Source organism: Arenimonas caeni, from assembly GCF_003024235.1.
GTDB lineage: Bacteria > Pseudomonadota > Gammaproteobacteria > Xanthomonadales > Xanthomonadaceae > Arenimonas > Arenimonas caeni.
The window spans coordinates 28,592-45,272 of sequence record NZ_KZ679099.1 but is presented as its reverse complement, the minus strand read 5'-3'; the positions used below and the strand labels follow the sequence as shown (position 1 = coordinate 45,272).

Genomic DNA, 16,681 nt, shown 5'->3' with positions numbered 1-16,681 from the left:
AGCCAACCCATGAGCACTCCCTACATCGGTGAAATCCGGATGTTCGGCTTCGGCACCCGCGGTGCCCCGAACGGCTGGCAGGCCTGCGACGGCAGCCTGCTGCCGATTTCGCAGTTCGACGCCCTGTTCGCCCTGATCGGCACCACCTACGGCGGCGACGGCCAGACCACCTTCGCCGTGCCCGACCTGCGCGGCCGCGTGCCGATCCACCAGGGCCAGGGCCCGGGCCTGAGCAACTACGTCATCGGCCAGCGCGCCGGCACCGAGACGGTGACCGTGCTGCCCACCCAGATGCCCGCGCACACGCACACGGCGGTGGCCACCACGGCCGCGGCCACCACCGGCACGCCCGGCAACACGGTGCTGCCGGGCGCGGTGAGCGACCAGACCATGTACGTCACCGACACCACCGGCGGCCGGGCCTTCACGCTTTCGCCGCAATCGGTGGGGCTTGCCGGTGGCAGCCAGCCGCACGAGAACTGCATGCCGACCCTGACGGTCCAGTTCTGCATCGCCACCCAGGGCATCTTCCCGTCCCAGGCCTGACGGCACGGCACACCGGAGCACGCAGCAATGACCGAACCCTATATCGGCGAAATCCAGCTCTTTGGATTCAACTTCAATCCGCGCGGCTGGGCCTACGCCAACGGCGCGACGCTGTCGATCGCGCAGAACACCGCGCTGTTCTCGCTCATCGGCACCATCTACGGCGGCAATGGCCAGACCACCTTCCAGCTGCCCAACCTGGCCGGGCGCGCGGCCTGCCAGCAGGGCAACGGGCCCGGGCTGTCGCCACGCACGCTGGGCGAGGCCTTCGGCGCCAACACCGTGACCCTGACCAGCAACCAGATCCCGCAGCACGGCCACGGCATGGTGCTGTACTCGCAGAACGACACCAGCAAGCGCTCGCACAGTCCTGCACCCAACAGCTCGCTGTCGGTGGCGTCGAACACGTCGGTCACCAACTTCATTCCCAACGGGCCGGTGAACACCCAGTTCGCGCCGAACATGCTCTCGCCCTGGCAGGGTGGCGGGCAGCCGCACCAGAACCAGCAGCCTTACCTGGGCATCAACTTCTGCATCGCGCTGCAGGGCCTCTACCCGTCCTTCCCCTGAGCGCATGAGCGCGCTGCCGCCGTTCCCGGTGGCCACCGGCGCCGGGCCGGCCACGCCGCCCGCGCTTGCGGCGCTGGGGCTGCGGCTGCGCCCGGCCACGACGGCCGACCTGCCGGGCCTTCGCCGCGTGTACGCCGACAGCCGCGCCGACGAACTGGCGCAGGTGCCCTGGCCGCCGGGATTGCGGCAGGCCTTCCTGGACCAGCAGTTCGACCTGCAGCACCGCCACTACCTGCAGCACTACGGCGACGCCGATTTCCTGGTGCTCGAGCGCGCGGGCGAAGTGGTGGGGCGGCTTTACCTGCAGCGTTCGGCCCCCGACCACCTGGTGGTGGACATCAGCCTGCGCGAGGCGCTGCGCGGGCAGGGCGTGGGCGGCGCGCTGCTGGCGCACACCCAGGCCGCTGCGGCGGCCTCGGGTTGCGGGGTGTTCCTGCACGTGCGCCGCGACAACCCGGGGGCGCGCCGGCTCTACCTGAGGCTGGGGTTCGTGCCGGAGGGCGGCACCGACAGCCACGAGCGCCTGGCCTGGCGCCCGTCGCTCAGTTGAACACCGCCTGGTAGAGGAAGCCCTCGCGGTCGCGGGCGATCGGCACCAGGAAAATGTCGAAGGCGCCGATGCGCTCGTGGCTCATGCGGTAGATCTGCTGCGGGAAGAGCAGGGGCGAGCCGTTGCGGAACACCAGCGAGAACGGGTCGCGGGCGGCACCCGGCATGCTTGCCGGCAGAGGCTGCGCCTCCACCAGCACGAACTCGATGTCGCCGTCGTTGAGGGCCGCCCGGAAGCTCTGGTTGAGGCAGCCCGCGAAGTGGTCCAGCCGAAGCAGTTCCAGCATCGATCAAACCCGGGCCATGGCATGCACTTCCGCGGCCGCACGCAGGCCCGACAGCGCCGCGCCCTCCATGAAGCCCTGCCACTCGTAGACGCTGGAGGTGTGGTCGCCGGCGAAAAGCAAGTTGCCCAGCGGCTTGGCCTCGTTGTGCGCCATCGTGGTGAAGTAGCCCGGACGGGTGCAGGTGTACGAGCCCTTGGCCAGCGGGTTGTGCGACCAGCTCTCGACATGGGCGCGCAGGTTGCCGGCGGCATCGCGGCTGGCCGCGGCGGTGGCGCCGGGCATCACCTGCTCGAGCTGGGCGAGGAAGGCCGAGGCATCGGCCTGCACGCCCTGCTGGCCCAGGGCCAGCGCGGCGTCGCCGCCGACGTGGGCGGCCAGCACCGCGGCATCGCTGCCCGCGTTGCCCGCATGGGCTTCCCAGGTGGCCTGCACGCGCTGCAGGTCGGTGTAGCCGGTGCCGCTCAGGCCGTGGCGGGCGTACCAGACCGGCGAATCGAAGCCGACGGTGATGCGGCCGTGGTTGCCCATCGCGCTGGCGTTGATGGCCAGGCTCTTCCAGGACGGCATCGCCAGGCTGGCGTGCATCTCGACGTCGCGCAGCACGCTGAAGGGCAGGGCCAGCACGGCGGCGTGGTAGTCGCGCTGCACGGTGGTGCCGGCCACGTCGAACACCAGGCGAACCTTGCCGCTGGCGAGCCGGCGCACCGACACCAGGCGATGGCCGAAATCGACCGGCACGGGCAGCTGGCCGGCCAGGCCGGTGGCGATCTGGTCGTTGCCGCCGACGACGCGCAGGCGCGCACCCTCGTCGCCGCCGAAGGGCGCGAGCTTGCTGCGCGGGTTGCCGTGCACGAAGCGCAGGAAGCCCAGCGCGCTCAGCTCGTGGATGCTGGCGCCGTACTCGGCGAGGTAGGCGCTGGAGACGAACTGCCGCAGCAGGCGGCCGGCGCCGCGCTGGTCGAGGTATTCGTCGATGCTCAGCAGGTCGAGCGCCTGCTCGCCGGCGTTGAACTGGTCGGCCGTGGGCGCGCCGATCCGGGCCAGGTCGCCCTGGATGGACTGGGCGAACTCGCGGTACTCGCGCGCCACCTGGGCCTGGCTGTAGCGGTTGCCGCTGAACTGGAAGTAGGTGTCGCCGGGCAGGCGGCTGGCGTCCTCGAGCTCCAGGCCCAGTGCGCGGGCATAACCCTGCATCACCAGGTGCGAGCCGCCGATGAACTCGGCGCCGCGCTCGACCACCTGGCCCGGGAACACGCCGCGCAGGCTGGCGCAGCGGCCGCCGACGCGCTCGCCGGCTTCGAACACGCTGGCCTGCAGGCCCAGTCGCGCCAGTTCGTTGGCGCAGGCCAGGCCGGCGAGTCCGGCGCCGACCACGGCCACCTGCGTGCGGGTGTTGACCTGGCGGATGCGGCCGGCGGTGCCGAGCGCCGCGAACGCGGCCGGCGACAGCGACCACGCGGCGGCGCCGGTGGTGGCGGCGATCACGCCCTTGGTGAAGCGGCGGCGGCTTTCGTTGCCCGGCGTGGCGACGTCGTCGCCCTCTTGGCCCTGCTGCGCGGCAAGGCGCGCCAACTGGCGCAGGCGCGCCATCATGTCACTGCGGCTCATGGAGTCCCCCACCCCTGTCTGGTGGGGCCAGTATCAACCCCGCGACGGGCCGCAGCAAGCGTCGGCTCAGGGCCGGACGCGGAGGGTGAAATCGGCCGTGACGAAGTGCTCGCCGGCGCCCGTCGAGGCATCGGTGACGCGTATTCGCAGCGGGTAGTCGCCGCGGGGCGCGGCGGTCAGGCCCTGCAGCACGCCGTCCTCGCCGAGGGTGATGCCGGGCGGCGGCTGGCCGCCCGGTTCGAGCGCGAACCGGTAGGGCGGCACGCCGCCGCGGCCGTGCAGGGCCTGGCGGAAGGGCTGGCCGGCGGTGGCCGTGGCGCGGGCGGGCACGAGCGCGATACGGGCCGGCGCGGACTCGCCGCTGAAGCTGCGCTCGGCCGTGGCGCCGTCGGCATCGGTCACGCGCAGGGTGGCGCGGAAGGGGCCGCGCGCGATCGGCGTGCCCGACACCACGCCGTCGGCGTCCATCACAAGGCCGGCGGGCCAGCCGCCGTCGATCACTTCGATGCGGTAAGGCGCGCTGCCGCCGCTGGCCTCGAGCCGCAGCCGCATCGCGGCGCCGGCACGCAGCGGCGGCAGGGTCTCGGGCCCCAGGGCCAGCGCGCTTGCAGGCGCGGCGATGGACACGCGGATGCTGATGCGGTCGCTGTTGTCGTCGAGCACCACGAAGCGGTCGCTGCCGCCGCCCTGCGGCGACACGCCGCCGTGCGTATAGACATAGCCCGTGGCCGGGTCGCCCTCGGGCAGGGCGCTGCCGTGCGCCGGCGCCGTCGCCACCGCGCCGAGCCCGAACGACTGGCAGCCCGACAGGTCCACCACCGCCGCGCCACCCCACTCGACCCGCAGCTCGCGCGCCGCGCAGCCCGGATACGTCGACGGCTGGTCCACCGCCCCCGCCAGGCCCGCCGCCGCCATCAGCCCCCAACCAACCACGATCCTCATCATCTCCAATCTCCAAGAAACAGGGTCAGGTTCACTTCCAGAAAGGGGGTCAGGTTCACTTCCGGCGGAGCCGGAAGTGAACCTGACCCCCTTTCTTTATCTTTGCAGGGCGCGCCAGCCGATGTCGGTGCGGTAGAAGCAGCCGTCGAAGTGGATGTTGTCGGCGGCGGCGTAGGCGCGGCGCTGGGCTTCGGCGATGTCGTTGCCCAGGGCGCAGGCGCAGAGCACGCGGCCGCCGGTGGTGACGACCTGGCCGTTCTTCATCGCCGTGCCGGCGTGGAACACCTTGGCATCCGGGCCCGGGTCGGCGGCCAGGCCGGCGATGACGTCGCCGGTGCGCGGCGTGCCCGGGTAGTTTTCCGCGGCCATCACCACGCCCAGGCTCGGGCGCGGGTCCCAGTCCGCCTTCGTCTCGGCCAGACGGCCGGCGATCGCGGCTTCGACCAGGTCGAGCAGGTCGCTGCGCAGGCGCAGCATCACCGGCTGGGTCTCCGGGTCGCCGAAGCGCACGTTGAACTCGATCACCTTGGGCGCGCCGCTGGCGTCGATCATCAGGCCCGCGTACAGGAAGCCGGTGAAGGGCACGCCGTCCTCGGCCATGCCGCGCACGGTGGGTTCGACGACCTCGCGCATGATGCGCGCGTGCACCTCGGGCGTGACCACCGGCGCCGGCGAATACGCGCCCATGCCGCCGGTGTTGGGGCCGGTGTCGCCGTCGCCCACGCGCTTGTGGTCCTGGCTGGTGGCCATCGGCAGGGCCGCGTGGCCGTCGACCATCGAGATGAAGCTGGCCTCCTCGCCCTCGAGGAACTCCTCGACCACCACGCGCGCGCCGGCGTCGCCGAAGGCGTTGCCTTCGAGCATGTCGAGGATGGCCGCCTCGGCCTCCTCCACGGTCATCGCCACCACCACGCCCTTGCCCGCCGCCAGGCCGTCGGCCTTGATGACGATGGGCGCGCCGTGGTCGCGCACGTGCTGGATGGCGAGCGAGGCGTCCTCGAATACCGCGTAGAAGCCGGTGGGGATGCGGTGGCGCGCCAGGAAATCCTTGGCGTAGGCCTTGCTGCCTTCGAGCTGCGCCGCTTCGGCGGTGGGGCCGAAGATGGGCTGGCCGGCCTCGCGGAAGCGGTCGACCACGCCCAGCACCAGCGGCGCCTCGGGGCCGACCACGGTCAGGCCCACGCCCTCGGTTTCGGCCAGGTTGAGCAGGCCGTCGATGTCGGTGGCGCGCACGTCCACGTTGCGGCACCGGGGCTCGGTGGCGGTGCCGGCATTGCCCGGTGCCACCAGCACTTCCTCCACCCGCGGCGACTGCGCCAGCTTCCAGGCCAGGGCGTGCTCGCGGCCGCCGGAACCAATCACCAGGACTTTCATGCCATTCCCCCGCGCGCGTGGTTGGAACCCGGCCTCAGCGCGCGCAATCGGCCGAGGTGAGCGTGATCTCGAAGAAGATGCGGTCCTGGTGGTCGACGAAGCGGCGCTTGAGCACCACGCCGCGGGCCAGCAGGAACAGCACGTCGCCGTGCTGGCACAGCGGCAGCATCAGCGCCTTTTCGGCGGCCGCCACCTGCTGCAGGTCGCCGCCGGTTTCCGGCACGGTGCGGGTGAGGCTGCGGATGGTCATCACCAGCTCGTTGCCTTCGAAGGCGACCCGCTCGAGCACCAGGCCCGGCGCGTACTCGCGCGGCAGGCCCTTCTGGAACTCGGCCAGCACCTCGTCGACGCGGCCGGCGTCCGCGGCCCGGCGGCTGCGCTGCTCGGCCATCCACCAGCCACCGGCGATGATCGCCAGCCCGGCGACCAGCACCGTGGGCAGCAGCCAGCGCGGGTTGGCGTTGGCGGACATCAGTGGCGGAAGTGCCGGCGGCCGGTGAACACCATGGCCATGCCGTGTTCGTCGGCGGCGGCGATGACCTCGGCGTCGCGCATCGAGCCACCCGGCTGGATCACCGCGGCGATGCCGGCGGCGGCGGCGGCGTCGATGCCGTCGCGGAAGGGGAAGAAGGCGTCGGAGGCCATCACCGAACCCGGCACCACCAGCCCGGCTTCCCCGGCCTTGATGCCGGCGATCTTCGCGCTCACGACGCGGCTCATCTGGCCGGCGCCGATGCCCACGGTCTGCAGGTCCTTCGCGTAGACGATGGCGTTGGACTTGACGTACATGGCCACCTTCCAGGCGAACAGCAGGTCGCGCAGCTGGGCCTCGGAGGGCGCCACCTTAGAGACGACCTTGAGGTCGGCGGGGCCGAGCGAATCGGTGTCGGCGTCCTGCACCAGCAGGCCGCCGGCGATGCGCTTGTACTCCAGGCCGCCGGCCGGGCGCAGCGCGCCGCAGGCCAGCACGCGCACGTTCGGCTTCTTGGCGAAGTGGGGCATCGCGTCGGCGGCGATGGTCGGGGCGATCACGACTTCCACGAACTGGCGCTTGAGGATCTCGGCCGCGGTGGCGGCGTCGAGCTCGCGGTTGAAGGCGATGATGCCGCCGAAGGCCGAGGTCGGGTCCACGGCGTAGGCGCGGTCGTAGGCATCCATCAGGCTGCCCGCCACGGCCACGCCGCAGGGGTTGGCGTGCTTGACGATGACGCAGGCCGGCGCGTCGAAGGCCTTCACGCATTCGAGCGCGGCGTCGGCGTCGGCGAGGTTGTTGTAGCTCAGCTCCTTGCCCTGCAGGAAGCGCGCGGTGGCGACGATGCCGGCGCCGGCGCCGGCCTCGACGTAGAGCGCGCCGCGCTGGTGCGGGTTCTCGCCGTAGCGCAGCGAGGACGCGAGCTCCAGCGAAGCGTGGAAAGTCTTGGGCCAGGCTTCCGGTGCGTCCGGGTTGTCCGCCCGCGGCGACAGCCACTGGGCGATCTGGCCGTCGTAGGCGGCGGTGTGCGCGTAGGCCTTCGCGGCCCAGGCGCGGCGCATGGCGGCGGTGGTGCCGCCGGCCTGCAGTGCTTCGAGCAGCGCGTCGTATTCGGCCGGGTCGACCACCACCGAGGTGCGTGCGTGGTTCTTGGCCGTGGCGCGCAGCATGGCCGGGCCGCCGATGTCGATGTTCTCGATGGCGTCGTCGTAGCTGCAGCCCGGCTTCGACACCGTCTGCACGAAGGGATAGAGGTTGACCACCAGCAGGTCGATCGGCGCGATGCCGTGCTCGGCCATCACCGCGTCGTCGGTGCCTTCGCGTCCGAGCAGGCCGCCGTGGATCTTCGGGTGCAGGGTCTTGACCCGGCCGTCCATGATCTCGGGGAAGCCGGTGACCTCGCTCACGTCGCGCACCGGCAGGCCGGCCTCGCGCAGGGCCCTGGCGGTACCGCCAGTGGAGAGCAGGTCGACGCCCAGGGCATGCAGCCCGCGCGCGAGTTCAACCACGCCGGTCTTGTCGGAAACGGAAAGCAGCGCGCGGCGGACGGGTTTGCGTTCGGCGGTCATCGGGCACCTCGTGGGGAGCCGCGATTATAAAGGGGATAGGTGCAATTTCGCCCGGGTTTGCCCGGCGGCCGGCGACAATCCGGGCGAAATTGCACCTGTCCCCTTTACCGTTAAGCCAGGCCGTAGGCCTTGAGCTTCTTGCGCAGGGTGGCGCGGTTGATGCCCAGGCAGGCCGCGGCACGGCTCTGGTTGCCTTCGCAGTGGCGCATCACTTCGGCGAACAGGGGCAGCTCGATCTCGCGCAGCACCACGTCGTAGAGGTCGTCGGGGTCGTTGCCGTTGAAGTCGTGCAGGTAGCGCCGGACCGACCGCGAGACGTGGTCACGAAGTGGCGTGTGCCCGCTCGGGGCAGTGCTGGCGTCCGCACGGGACGCGGTCGGGGCATTCACTTGGGGCGCTCCAGGGTCTCTTGTCCGCTTCCCTGCGGAACCCGCCGGCTGGCGACGGGGGGACCGAGTCTACGTCAAAGTGGCCCACCCCGCGAGCCGCCGTTCGTCGGTTTCAGTGGAACTCGAAGGTGAAAGCAACCGCGCGCCGGCCCGGATCGAGGATCTCGAGCGTGGCCATGGCCGACTGCCCGGGCGCGATCAGTTCGGTGGCCGGCGGGCTGCCCAGGTATTCCACCGGCTGGAAGCGGCGCAGCCCCAGGGCCTGGCCGTCGATGTCGTGCAGCGCCACTTCCAGCACCGGCCAGGCCTGCGGCCAGCGCGCATCGTTGCGGAAGCTGGTGCTCACCAGCAGGGCGCGTTCGTCCTGCGGATGCCGGCGCACGTCGCGGCTGGTGACGCGGAAGGCTTCGGGCTCCTGCCAGGCCGGCAGCGTGCAGCCGAGCATGCCGCAGAGCATTTCCAGGCGCGGGCGCCAGGCCGGGTCGGTGGCCAGGCGGGCGCGGTCGGCCAGCATCAGCTGCAGCGCCAGGGCGAGCACCAGCGCGGCCAGCAGCGTCCACCAGCCCCAGGGCAGCGGGCGGCGCGGAACGGGCTGGTCGGTGGCGGCGGCGAAGCGGGGGGCGCGGGACGGCATGGCGCCAAGGATAGCGGCTCAGCCGGCGCGGCGGACGCCGGTGATGCGCATCCAGTCGTCCTGCTGCGTGGCCTCGAGCTGCTCGAACCACTCGGCGTAGCGTGCCAGCAGTTCGCCTTCCTGCCCGTGCAGGATGCCCGAGAGTGCGATCACGCCGCCGGGCTGCACGCGCGAGGCCAGCAGCGGCGCCAGCGCGTCGAGCGCCACGGCCAGGATGTTGGCCACCACCACCGGGTAGGTGTCGGCGGGCTCGTCCTCCGGCGAATACACGCGCAGGCGGTCGCCCACGCCATTGCGTTCGGCGTTGTCGGCGGTGGCGGCCAGGGCCTGCGGGTCGTTGTCCACGCCCACGGCGGCCCTGGCGCCCAGCTTGAGCGCGGCCAGGGCGAGGATGCCCGAGCCGCAGCCGAAATCGAGCACCACCTTGTCGCGCAGCACCAGCGAATCAAGCCACTCCAGGCACAGGGCCGTGGTCGGGTGCGTGCCCGAGCCGAAGGCCAGGCCCGGGTCGAGCCGGACGATCACGCCGTCGCGCGCTTCCGGCGGCGGATCCATGTTCCAGGGCACGATCCAGGTACGGCGGCCGAAGTACAGCGGCTCGTACTGGTCCATCCAGGCGCGTTCCCAGTCCTGGTCCTCGACCTCGCGGAAGTCGGCCCGGGACAGGTCGATGGCGTCGTCGAAGGACTCGAGCGCGTGCAGCACCAGCTCGGCCACCGTGCCCTCGGGGAACAGCGCCAGCAGGGTGATTTCCGGCCACAGCGGGGTCTCGCCCACGCCGGGCTCGAGCACGGCCTTTTCGTTGGGCGTGGCGGCGTCGGCGTCGAGCAGGGTCACCGACAGCGCGCCCAGGTCCATCAGCGCGTTCTCGGCGCGATGTTCGTCTTCGGCGCGGACGCGCAGGCTCAGCTCAAGGAAAGGCATGGCTCAGGGGCCCGGGTCGAATTGGAAGGTGATGGGCACGCGCAACATGGCTGTGGCCTCGCCATCGGGCGGCGGCAGGGTCTTCCACTTCCGTGCCCCGCGCACGGCGGCGCGGTCGATATCGGCGTGGCCGCTGCTCTCCGCCACCCAGGCGTCGCGCACGTCGCCGCAGCGGTTGACGAAGAGCCCCAGCACCACGCGACCGGCGTCGCCGTGGCGCAGCGCGGCGGACGGGTAGGTCGGTGCCGGCGTGCTCACCGGCCCCGGCGTGCAGGCTTCGGTGGCCACCGATTCGCGCCAGGCCTCGTACTGCCGCTGTTCCACCGGCGGCGGCACGAGCGCGATGGGCGCCGCGCCGGTGGGCGCGGCGGTGGTGGCCAGCGTGAGCAGCAGCGCGGCGATCATCCCAGTCCGATCGCCTTTTCCTTGCGCTCGGCCAGGCGCTTTTCCAGGTAATGGATGTTGGTGCCACCCTGCTGGAAGCCGACGTCGGTCATGATCCGCTGCTGCAGCGGCACGTTGGTCTTGATGCCGTCGACCACCATCTCGCTCAGCGCCACCTTCATGCGGGCGATGGCGGTGGCGCGGTCGGGGCCGTGCACGATCAGCTTGCCGATCATCGAGTCGTAGTTCGGCGGGACCTTGTAGCCCTCGTAGATGTGCGAATCGACGCGCACGCCCGGGCCGCCCGGCGCATGGAAGTGCTTGATCAGTCCGGGGCTCGGCAGGAAGCTCTCCGGGTCCTCGGCATTGATGCGGCACTCGATGGCGTGGCCGTTGATCTCCACGTCCTCCTGGCGGATCGACAGCGGCAGCCCGCTGGCGATCAGCAGCTGCTCCTTCACCAGGTCGACGCCGGTGATCATCTCCGTCACCGGGTGCTCGACCTGGATGCGGGTGTTCATTTCGATGAAGTAGAAGCGGCCGTCCTCGTAGAGGAACTCGAAGGTGCCCGCGCCGCGGTAGCCGATGCGGATGCAGGCGTCGGTGCAGATGCGGCCGATCTGCGCGCGCTGCTCCGGGGTGATGCCCGGCGCCGGCGCTTCCTCCACCACCTTCTGGTGGCGGCGCTGCATCGAGCAGTCGCGCTCGCCCAGGTGCACGGCGTTGCCCTGGCCGTCGGACAGCACCTGGATCTCCACGTGGCGCGGGTTCTCCAGGAACTTCTCCATGTAGACCATGTCGTTGCCGAACGCGGCCTTGGCTTCCTGGCGCGTCGCGGCGATGGCCGTGAGCAGGGCGCCCTCGGTGCGCACCACGCGCATGCCGCGGCCGCCGCCGCCGCCGGCGGCCTTGATGATCACCGGGTAGCCGATCTCGCGGCCGTGGCTGATGCACTCGGCCTCGTCGTCGGGCAGCGGGCCGTTCGAGCCCGGCACGCAGGGCACGCCGGCGTCCTTCATGGCGCGGATGGCCTCGACCTTGTCGCCCATCATGCGGATCACGCCCGGGGTCGGGCCGATGAACACGAAGCCGGACTTCTCCACGCGCTCGGCGAAGTCGGCGTTCTCGCTCAGGAAGCCGTAGCCCGGGTGGATGCCCTGGGCGTCGGTGACCTCGGCCGCGGCGATGATGGCCGGGATGTTGAGGTAGCTCTCGGACGAGGGCGCCGGGCCGATGCACACCGACTCGTCGGCCATCGCCACGTGCTTGAGGTTGCGGTCCACGGTCGAGTGCACGGCCACGGTCTTGATGCCGAGCGCATGGCAGGCGCGCAGGATGCGCAGCGCGATCTCGCCGCGGTTGGCGATGACGATTTTCTCCAGCATGGGCCGGTCCTCAGCTGATCACGAACATGGGCTCGTCGAACTCGATCGGCTGGCCGTTCTCGACCAGGATCGCGCGCACCGTGCCCGAGACGTCGGCCTCGATCGGGTTGAACATCTTCATCGCTTCGATGATGCCCAGCGTGTCGCCGGCCTTGACCTGCTGGCCGACCTTCACGAACGCCGGCTTGTCCGGCGCCGGCGAGGCGTAATAGGTGCCGACCATCGGCGAACGCACGGTGTGGCCGTCGGGCACGTCCTTGGTGGACTTGCCCACCGCCTCGGCGGAAAGCGCGGCCGGGGCGGCCGGGGCGGCCGGCGCGGCGGCGCGCGGCGGCTCGGCGTGGTGCACAGGCGCGGGCGCCGGCGCGGCGACGGCGTAGCCGCCCGAGGGCACGCGGGCCAGGCGCACCGACTCCTCGCCCTCCTTGATTTCGATCTCGGCGAGGTTCGATTCCTCGAGCAGGTCGATGAGCTTCTTGATCTTGCGAAGGTCCATGCAGGCCTCGTCTTGTTGGCGATTGGGTTGGAAAGGGCTCAGAGGCGCGCGAGCGCGGCCTCGAGCGCGTAGGAATAGCTGTCGGCGCCGAAGCCGCACACCACGCCGACGGCCAGGTCGGAGAAATAGCTGGTGCGGCGGAACGGCTCCCGGGCGTGCGGGTTCGACAGGTGCACCTCGATGAAGGGCAGCTTCACGGCCGCCAGCGCGTCGCGCAGGGCCACCGAGGTGTGGGTGAAGGCGGCGGGGTTGAGCAGCGCGAAGGCGGTGCCGTCGCCGCGGGCGGCCTGCACGCGGTCCACCAGCTCGTGCTCGGCGTTGGACTGGAAGGCCTCGATCTGGTGGCCGGCGGCCGCGGCGCGCGCGGCCAGGCGTGCATTGATGTCGTCTAGGGTGGCACGGCCGTAGATCTCCGGCTCGCGTTCACCGAGCAGGTTCAGGTTGGGACCATGCAGGACCAGGATCTTCGCCACGTCGCGCCTTCGTTGCCCCTCCCCGGGGGAGGCACAGTCTGGGGGCAGGCCGGGTGGGTTGTCCAGAAGATCGCCGCGACTTCGGCGATTTTAACGGGCGTTTGAATTTTTCCTGCCGGGCCCCGGGACCCGGCTCAGGGCCGGGCCCAGGCCTGCACGGCTTCCGGATCCGGGAAGGCGCCGTAATGGGTCTTGAGCAGGCGCCCGTCGGCGTCGATCAGCACCGTATAAGGCAGGATGCCGCGCAGGTTGCCCAGCTGCACCGAGCTGTCGCCCGGGCCCGGGTTCTCCACCAGCAGGGTGAAGTCCACCGGGACCTCGCGCAGGAAGGCCAGGGCCTCCTCGCGGCTTTCCAGGGCGATGCCCATCACTTTCACGCCGTTGCCGCCCTGTTGCCGGGCGTAGGCGTCGAGTACCGGCATTTCCTTGCGGCAGGGGCCGCACCAGCTGGCCCAGTAGTTGATGAGCCGCAGCCGGCCCGGCCCGGTCACCGCCACCGGCTGGCCGCTGCGCAGGTCGGGCAGGCTGATGTCGGGCGCCACTTCGCCGATCCTGGTAACGGTCATGCCCGGCGGGGCCGGCTTTTCGGCCGGCACCAGGGTCCGCTGCCCCAGCCACCAGCCCAGGCCGGCGGAAATGCCGCCCAGCAGCACGATCGCGCCCCAGGTCAGCACGGCGTCGCGCTTCATCGGCCGGCCTCCGCCAGCGCCTCGTCGACGATGGCCTGGGTGAGCAGGGTCGGCAGCACCTTCGGCTCGCCGGCCTTCGGGTAGACCACGTACAGCGGCACGCCCACGGCCTGGTGCGACTCGAGGAAGGCGGTGATCTCCGGGTCCACGTCGGTCCAGTCGCCCACCATGTACACCGCGCCGGCGCGCTCGAGCGCGTCGCGGAAGCCGTCGCGGCCCAGCACGGTGCGTTCGTTGGCCTTGCAGCTCACGCACCAGTCGGCGGTCATGTTGACGAACACCACGCGGCCGTCGCGGCGCAGCTGCGCGAGGCGTTCAGCCGAATAGGCCACCACGCCTTCCTTCACCGCCTCGGATTTCGCCGGCGCGGGCATGCGCTGCACCACGACCACCGGCCACAGCGCAGCAAGCACCACCAGCACCGCCAGCGACTTGGCCAGCGCGCCCTTGAAGCGCGCCTTTTCCCACAGCCACAGGCCCAGGCCCAGGCCCACCGCGCCCACCAGCGCCAGGCCGATGGCGTCGGCGCCGCGCTGCTTGGCCAGCACCCACAGCAGCCACACCGCCGTCAGGTACATTGGGAAGGCGAGCAGGTGCTTGAAGGTTTCCATCCAGGCCCCGGGCCTGGGCAGTCGCGCGGCCAGCGCCGGCACGAAGCCGATCAGCAGGAAGGGCAGGGCCAGGCCCAGGCCCAGCGCCAGGAACACGCCGATGGCCACCGCCGGCGAGGCCGCGAAGGCGAAGGCCAGCGCGGTGCCCATGAAGGGCGCCGTGCAGGGGCTGGCGACCACGACGGCCAGCACGCCGGTGAAGAAGTCGCCGGCCGGGCCGGTTTTTTCCGTGAGCGACTGGCCGGCGCCGGCCAGCGAGGCGCCGAGGCTGACCACGCCCGACAGCGACAGGCCGATGGCCACCATCACCAGCGCCAGCGCCGCGATCACGCCCGGCTGCTGCAGCTGGAAGCCCCAGCCGAGCGCCAGCCCGGCCTGGCGCAGCGCCAGCGCGGCGGCGCCGACGGCGGCGAAGCTCACCAGAACGCCGGCGGTGTACCAGAGCGCCTGGCTGCGCGCCTTGCGGTGGTTGCCGCCGCCCTGCGCCAGCGACAGCGCCTTGAGCGAGAGCACCGGCAGCACGCAGGGCATCAGGTTGAGGATGACGCCGCCGCCGAGCGCCAGCAGCATCGCAAACCACAGCGTCGGCGCATTGGCAGGAGCGCCTTCAGGCGCGAAGCTTTCGCCTTTGCCTTCGGCAGAGAAGGGATTCGCGCCTGAAGGCGCTCCTGCAGGGGATTGCGCGACCGTGCCGCCGGCGGGCAGATGCAGGGCCACCTCGCGCGTCATCGGCGGGTAGCAGATGCCCTCGTCCTGGCAGCCCTGGAAGGTGACGCGCAGCACCGCCGGCACGGCGCGGGTGTGTTCGCGTTGCAGCGGCAGCGGCGCGTCCACCGGGTCGAAATAGACCTCGACGTTGCCGAAGTGCTCGTCGAAGTACGGCTGCGACGGCGGCCACTGGATCTCGCCGGCGTGCACGCCCTCGGCCTGCAGTTCGACGCTGTTGCGCTCGCGGTAGAGGTAGTAGCCCGGCGCCGGGGTGAAGCGCAGTGCCAGCCGGTCGGCGGTGTCAACGATGGCCTCGAAGCGGAAAGCCTGGTTTTCCGGCAGCGGCAGGCCGCCGGCGGCGATGGCCGGGTTGGTGCCGCCCAGCAGGTCGATGCCGCCGGCGCCCGGCAGCGCCGCCGGGGCCACGCCCGCGTCGGCCGGCAGCGCCACGCGCAGGGTGCGGGTGTGCGGCGGGTAGCAGATGCCGATGTCGGCGCAGCCCTGGTACTTCACCTTCAGCTCGATCGAGGGCACGCCGTCGGCGGCCGCGCCGGTGAGCACGGCGGTCACGTCGTCGCGGTAGGTCTCGACGTCGCCGAAGAATTCGTCGGTGTAGGCGATGCCGTCGGGCAGCCCGAGCGGATCGGACTTGAAGCCCATCGAGAGCACTTCGACGCCCATCCGGTGCCGGTAGAGGTAATACCCCTCGGCGATGCGCCAGTTCAGTTCGATGCGGCCGCGCTCGGGCGCGCGCGCGGTGAGCGCGAAGGCCTCGTCGATGGGCAGCAGGTCCGCCTCGTCCACGGCCTTGGCCGCGGGGGCGATCAGGAGCAGGGCCAGCAGGGCCGTAAGCCAACGGGTCATGCGCGATCTCGTGGTGGGACGGGGGCGGGCGCAGGGCGCCGCCCCCAAAAGACCGCCAGTATCCCCGGAAGTTCGGCCCCGGCGCGAGGCCGGGGCTGGAACGCTCAGGCCCGGGCGGTCATGGCCTCGACGAAGTCCACCAGCGGCTGCTGCTCCGGGTTGCGCAGCGAGCGGAAGGCCACCAGCAGGCGCTCCTCCAGGCCGCACTGGGCGTAGAAGTTGAGCAGCATGGCGGGCGTCTCGGCGCCGTTGGGCGTGTCGCCGCCCAGCCAGCGGTTGCCGCGGCCGGTGGCCAGCCATTCGAAGCCCACCGAAGTGGCCATGGCGATCTTGGCCATGTTCTCGGTGGTTGGCCGGGCCCCGTCCTTGCGTTCCCACTGCGCCACGGCGCTGCGTGCCACGCCGACCATCCTGGCCAGCTCCAGCTGCGACAGGCTCGCGCCCCGGCGCGCCTGTCGGATGCGATTGAACAAATGCGTCATTGGTATTCCCCGAAAAGCCCTGCAAGGATCCGCGCCGCGCGTTTTGACCAACCGCGTCGGTGCCTTGGCCCGGAGCCGGCGCTTCCATCCCAAAAGCCCCCCTGGCTGGCGGACGGGCGCTGGCGATTCCGGGTTGCCGGCCGACTCTCGCCGGGACCAAGCCATTGATTCTGCGGGGCTTGGGCCGGTTTGCCCCCTGGCCGGCAGGGAGCGCCCCGATTGTAGGGTCCGGCCATCCCCCTTGAAAGTCTCCCGCTGGCACCCACCTAGGGGCAGCCGCGTGGCTTCCGGTCTGCCGGGTGCGCGCGTATCATTGGCACTCACCAGGGCCGAGTGCTAACAGAAAGGCCCATGTCGTTGAAATTAAAGAACTAACGAGGACACTCATGAACATCAAGCCGCTCCACGACCGCGTGGTCATCAAGCGTATGGAAGAAGAGAAGATGTCCGCCGGCGGCATCGTGATCCCGGACTCGGCCACCGAGAAGCCGATCAAGGGCGAAGTGCTCGCCGTGGGCGCCGGCAAGGCGCTGGACAACGGTTCGGTGCGCGCGCCTTCGGTGAAGGTCGGCGACAAGGTGCTGTTCGGCAAGTACGCCGGCACCGAGGTCAAGCTCGACGGCACCGAGTACCTGGTGGTGAAGGAAGACGACATCCTCGCCGTCCTCGGCTGATAACGCGCCACCCGCGCGACCAGTCACCCCCACTCAATAAAAGCATTCCGGA

General features: G+C 71.2%; 20 protein-coding genes. 4 read left to right on the top strand and 16 right to left on the bottom strand.

The window, feature by feature from the left end; genetic code table 11:
- The first annotated feature begins 9 nt into the window (after positions 1-9).
- From C6N40_RS12445 to C6N40_RS12435, 3 genes are read left to right on the top strand one after another with little or no spacing between them, the layout of a single operon-like run.
- Positions 10-546 carry a phage tail protein gene (locus tag C6N40_RS12445; RefSeq protein ID WP_106991355.1) on the top strand — a complete coding sequence of 179 codons (537 nt, stop codon included), beginning with the start codon at positions 10-12 and terminating at the stop codon, positions 544-546.
- A 27-nt stretch (positions 547-573) separates the two neighbouring features.
- Entirely contained in the window at positions 574-1,116 is a 543-nt protein-coding gene (locus C6N40_RS12440; RefSeq protein WP_106991354.1) for a phage tail protein, read from the top strand.
- 4 nt (positions 1,117-1,120) lie between these two features.
- Positions 1,121-1,666 (top strand): GNAT family N-acetyltransferase, encoded by a 546-nt coding sequence (locus C6N40_RS12435; RefSeq protein WP_106991353.1) that lies wholly within the window; start codon positions 1,121-1,123, stop codon positions 1,664-1,666.
- Here C6N40_RS12435 and C6N40_RS12430 read toward each other — a convergent pair.
- From C6N40_RS12430 to C6N40_RS12355, 16 genes are all read right to left on the bottom strand, one after another.
- Entirely contained in the window at positions 1,659-1,949 is a 291-nt protein-coding gene (locus C6N40_RS12430; RefSeq protein ID WP_106991369.1) for a DUF6916 family protein, read from the bottom strand. The genes C6N40_RS12435 and C6N40_RS12430 overlap by 8 nt on opposite strands.
- A gap of 6 nt (positions 1,950-1,955) precedes the next feature.
- Positions 1,956-3,560, bottom strand: a complete 1,605-nt coding sequence (locus C6N40_RS12425; protein WP_106991352.1) for a flavin monoamine oxidase family protein — start codon at positions 3,558-3,560, stop codon at positions 1,956-1,958.
- A gap of 66 nt (positions 3,561-3,626) precedes the next feature.
- Positions 3,627-4,505 carry a putative Ig domain-containing protein gene (locus tag C6N40_RS12420; protein ID WP_162782218.1) on the bottom strand — a complete coding sequence of 293 codons (879 nt, stop codon included), beginning with the start codon at positions 4,503-4,505 and terminating at the stop codon, positions 3,627-3,629.
- 93 nt (positions 4,506-4,598) lie between these two features.
- Positions 4,599-5,876: a phosphoribosylamine--glycine ligase gene (gene purD / locus C6N40_RS12415; protein WP_106991350.1), complete on the bottom strand. Its 1,278-nt coding sequence runs from the start codon at positions 5,874-5,876 to the stop codon at positions 4,599-4,601.
- Between the two features lie 34 nt (positions 5,877-5,910).
- The gene (locus tag C6N40_RS12410; RefSeq protein ID WP_106991349.1) at positions 5,911-6,348 is read right to left on the bottom strand and encodes a hypothetical protein; all 438 of its coding nucleotides are present in this window, start codon (positions 6,346-6,348) and stop codon (positions 5,911-5,913) included.
- On the bottom strand, positions 6,348-7,916 hold the full coding sequence (gene purH / locus C6N40_RS12405; RefSeq protein ID WP_106991348.1) for a bifunctional phosphoribosylaminoimidazolecarboxamide formyltransferase/IMP cyclohydrolase: 1,569 nt from the start codon (positions 7,914-7,916) through the stop codon (positions 6,348-6,350). Before purH ends, C6N40_RS12410 begins: the two co-directional genes overlap by 1 nt.
- Positions 7,917-8,026: 110 nt before the next feature.
- Complete coding sequence (gene fis / locus C6N40_RS12400) at positions 8,027-8,305, bottom strand: DNA-binding transcriptional regulator Fis (RefSeq protein ID WP_106991347.1); 279 nt, start codon at positions 8,303-8,305, stop codon at positions 8,027-8,029.
- Between the two features lie 112 nt (positions 8,306-8,417).
- A complete protein-coding gene (locus C6N40_RS12395) occupies positions 8,418-8,939 on the bottom strand; it encodes a DUF3426 domain-containing protein (RefSeq protein ID WP_106991346.1) in 522 nt (173 codons plus the stop codon).
- Positions 8,940-8,957: 18 nt separating this feature from the next.
- The gene (gene prmA / locus C6N40_RS12390) at positions 8,958-9,863 is read right to left on the bottom strand and encodes a 50S ribosomal protein L11 methyltransferase (protein ID WP_106991345.1); all 906 of its coding nucleotides are present in this window, start codon (positions 9,861-9,863) and stop codon (positions 8,958-8,960) included.
- Positions 9,864-9,866: 3 nt separating this feature from the next.
- A complete protein-coding gene (locus C6N40_RS12385; RefSeq protein WP_106991344.1) occupies positions 9,867-10,268 on the bottom strand; it encodes an energy transducer TonB in 402 nt (133 codons plus the stop codon).
- Entirely contained in the window at positions 10,265-11,632 is a 1,368-nt protein-coding gene (gene accC / locus C6N40_RS12380; protein ID WP_106991343.1) for an acetyl-CoA carboxylase biotin carboxylase subunit, read from the bottom strand. Before accC ends, C6N40_RS12385 begins: the two co-directional genes overlap by 4 nt.
- A gap of 10 nt (positions 11,633-11,642) precedes the next feature.
- Complete coding sequence (accB, locus tag C6N40_RS12375) at positions 11,643-12,128, bottom strand: acetyl-CoA carboxylase biotin carboxyl carrier protein (RefSeq protein ID WP_106991342.1); 486 nt, start codon at positions 12,126-12,128, stop codon at positions 11,643-11,645.
- A 38-nt stretch (positions 12,129-12,166) separates the two neighbouring features.
- Positions 12,167-12,601: a type II 3-dehydroquinate dehydratase gene (gene aroQ, locus C6N40_RS12370; RefSeq protein ID WP_106991341.1), complete on the bottom strand. Its 435-nt coding sequence runs from the start codon at positions 12,599-12,601 to the stop codon at positions 12,167-12,169.
- 134 nt (positions 12,602-12,735) lie between these two features.
- A complete protein-coding gene (locus tag C6N40_RS12365; protein WP_240183523.1) occupies positions 12,736-13,290 on the bottom strand; it encodes a TlpA family protein disulfide reductase in 555 nt (184 codons plus the stop codon).
- Positions 13,287-15,473: a protein-disulfide reductase DsbD family protein gene (locus tag C6N40_RS12360; RefSeq protein ID WP_106991340.1), complete on the bottom strand. Its 2,187-nt coding sequence runs from the start codon at positions 15,471-15,473 to the stop codon at positions 13,287-13,289. The genes C6N40_RS12365 and C6N40_RS12360 overlap by 4 nt, the downstream gene beginning before the upstream one ends.
- Before the next feature lie 104 nt (positions 15,474-15,577).
- Positions 15,578-15,955, bottom strand: a complete 378-nt coding sequence (locus C6N40_RS12355; protein ID WP_162782217.1) for a helix-turn-helix transcriptional regulator — start codon at positions 15,953-15,955, stop codon at positions 15,578-15,580.
- Between the two features lie 386 nt (positions 15,956-16,341).
- Between C6N40_RS12355 and groES the strand changes: the two genes are divergently transcribed.
- Positions 16,342-16,629, top strand: a complete 288-nt coding sequence (gene groES / locus C6N40_RS12350; protein ID WP_106991338.1) for a co-chaperone GroES — start codon at positions 16,342-16,344, stop codon at positions 16,627-16,629.
- The last annotated feature ends 52 nt before the right edge of the window (positions 16,630-16,681 follow it).